General features: G+C 61.7%; 3 protein-coding genes. 2 read left to right on the top strand and 1 reads right to left on the bottom strand.

What is annotated here, in order from left to right; all coding sequences use genetic code 11:
• A partial coding sequence (locus tag VJ307_02375; GenBank protein HJX72974.1) for a hypothetical protein occupies positions 1-225 on the bottom strand: 225 nt, incomplete at its 3' end.
• A gap of 57 nt (positions 226-282) precedes the next feature.
• Between VJ307_02375 and VJ307_02370 the strand changes: the two genes are divergently transcribed.
• Together VJ307_02370 and VJ307_02365 are read left to right on the top strand one after the other, a co-directional pair.
• A complete protein-coding gene (locus tag VJ307_02370) occupies positions 283-762 on the top strand; it encodes a rhodanese-like domain-containing protein (protein HJX72973.1) in 480 nt (159 codons plus the stop codon).
• 69 nt (positions 763-831) lie between these two features.
• A complete protein-coding gene (locus VJ307_02365) occupies positions 832-1,374 on the top strand; it encodes a ferritin family protein (protein ID HJX72972.1) in 543 nt (180 codons plus the stop codon).
• The last annotated feature ends 1,308 nt before the right edge of the window (positions 1,375-2,682 follow it).

Raw genomic sequence — 2,682 nt, 5'->3', positions numbered from 1 at the left:
GCGGAGGAGCCGCGTGGAGAGCATCTTCGTGAAATTCCGCGAAAAGGAGGGATGGGAGGAGAGGAGATCGAGGAGGTCTTTCCTTTTCAGAAGGGTGACGGTGACGTCCGTCAGGGCGACGGTGGTGGGCGGCGGGGCCGCCGGGGTCGAGATCGCCGCCAACCTGGGGCGTCTCGGAAGAGAGAGCGGGCGGATCGCCCGCATCACTCTCGTGTCCCGGTCCATCGTGTTGGAGGATTACCCTCCGAAGGCGCGGGCTCTGGCACTTGCCTCCCTTGCCCGTTGGGGGATCGAAGCGTCCGGCACCTCGAACTGTTCGGGGGCGGGGACTGCATCTCACTCGAGGGAACCCCGCTGGCCCGGGTCGGAGTCTACGCCGTCCGACAGAACCGCATCCTCCATCGGAATCTGCTCGCGTTTCTTGAGGGAAGGCCTCTGCGCCGGTTCGATCCCGGGGGTGCCTATCTCACGATATTGAACATGGGCGACGGCCGCGGTATTTTCGTGCGGAAGGGGTTCGTCCGGGAAGGAGGGAGCGGAATGGGACGGTTCGACTACTTCAAGCCCGTTTCCACGTGGACCGCAGATGATGTCCTCGTTTTCCTTAGGGAAAAGGGCGTCGGGGAATGCAACCTCATCGATGTCCGGCAACCGGGGGAGTACGAGGGTGGGCATCTTCCGGGCGCCCGGCTCATCCCGATCGCCGAACTCGGAAGTCGCCTCCACGAACTCGACCGGGAGAAGCCGACCATCACCTATTGAAGGTCCGATGTCCGCAGCCGTGCCGCTGCGGCGACGCTCGAGGAGGCCGGCTTCACCGGGGTCTACAGCATGGCGGGAGGGATCAACGCCTGGAACGGCCTCGTGGCGGAAGGGGCGTGCGAGGCGGGGCTTGCGTACTTTTCCCGGGCGTCGGGGGTCGAAGAGCTGATTTCCCTTTCCGTTGCTCTCGAGGAGGGGAACCGGGCCTTTTACGAGCGGATCGCCAAGGAGGCGTCGGGCGAAGACTCCGCATTCTTCCAATCTTTGGTTCTCGCGGAGGAGCGGCACAAGCACACCCTTCGGGAACTTTACGCCCGGTCATCCGGGAGGGAGGAGGAACCCGCGCCGCCGGATGGGATGGAGGCCGGCACGTTCCTGGAGGGGGGGATCCCGTTAGGCGATGCGCTTTCGTGGGCCCGGGGAAAGCCGCAGGGGGAGATCCTCGAATTCGCCATCGCGATGGAGGCGAACTCCCTGGACCGGTATATCAAGATGGGGAGGGAGGTCGGGGACGAACGATCCAAAGAGGTATTCCGGTCGCTCGCCCGGGAGGAGCAAGCCCATCTGGTGCGGATGACATCCCTGTTGGACCGATTGCACGGCAAGGGATGACGGAGGGGACCAGGACGAGTTCCCCCTTCACGACTTCCAGCTCCACCCCCCGGAGGGAACGCTTTGAGCCCGCGTCTCTTCCCGACCCGCGCAAGGTCGCCCCTTTTTCCCGGTTTTTCCGGGTTTCCTGTTCCTGCTCTCTCTGCATCTCGGACGTTGCGATTCTTGCCGTGACCATCGCCAGACCGATGTCCAGGTCGCCCATGCTTTTCTTCTCCCCAAGATCGTTTTCTTGTTAGATGAAAACGGGGGGGAGATTGTTTCCTTGTCGGTGCAGGAAGATTTTCCTCCCGACGCGCCTCGCTAAAGCGAGCGGTCGCAGGTCGCCCGCTTAGCGAAGAGGAAGCCGCACGCGATCACCGGGCACCGGGAGGGGAAACAGCTCAGGGCATCGGCCGGATGACCGTCTTACCAGACGCAGCACGAAGTTCTCCGTTTCACAAATACGGTTGCATTCGAGCGCCGCTGCAGGGGGCCGGTTCCCGGAAGGGTTTCGTCGCGAGACAAGGGAGACCCGAGGCGAGCACGCCCGATGCAGCCCGGGGATCGCTTGTCGCAGCAGAAAAGGCAGCCCTTTTGGCGACCGGCGCCTGCGGCGAGGGAACGCCCCGCCAGCCCTTTGTCGGACTCCCTGCGCCCGGCTCGGCGTACCGATAAGTACGCCTGCGCCGTGCTCGGTCGTCCTTCGCGGTCTGACGGCGCATCCGCTTCGCCTCGGCTGCCGACCCTTCCGGGGACAGGCCCCTCGCTCCAGCTTCGTTGCGCTTCTTCACCATACTCAACGGTATGCCTCAGTCGCGCGCCTTGCTGGCGCGGCGCATCGACGCTCTCGGTGCGTCAAGCTATTTACGAGACGGTACACGCAAGTCCGCTTTTTCTCACCCATCGGCAAAGGTAGGGTTTGCGAACTCCCTGAATAGGAAAAACATTTTCCCAGATTTTAGGAATAGTAGGAAATATTTTACTCTTTTGCTCTGGCGTCCTTTTTCCGTTCAGGAAATAGTTCAATAAAATCAATGGGATTTATTTTTTATGGATTTGGACCGGATTTTGCTCTTGTATCAGGCAGAATGCGAAAATTCATCGGGAACGTACGAAAATCAACCCCTTGGCAATCGCTTCTCCTGCTCCTTGTTCTCACCCCCTGTCTTTTCCCTTCTTCCGCCCTTGGAGAATCCTATTCGTACACCGATATCCATCCCCCGGGGTGGATCGAGTCCCGGGTGACGTGTCTCAACGGGCGCGGGGAGGCGGTCGGATTCGGGACGACGGCCGACGGAGAGCGCGGATTCCTCTGGTCTTCCGGAA

Source organism: Candidatus Deferrimicrobiaceae bacterium (assembly GCA_035256765.1).
Classification (GTDB): Bacteria; Desulfobacterota; Deferrimicrobia; order Deferrimicrobiales; family Deferrimicrobiaceae; genus CSP1-8.
The sequence above is the reverse complement of the archived record's forward strand: the minus strand, read 5'-3'. Positions and strand labels throughout refer to the sequence as shown.

What these genes read in the sequence shown, in the direction of transcription:
- VJ307_02365 (HJX72972.1), top strand. Translation starts at nt 832, where the DNA reads ATGGCGGGAGGGATCAACGCCTGGAACGGCCTCGTGGCGGAAGGGGCG.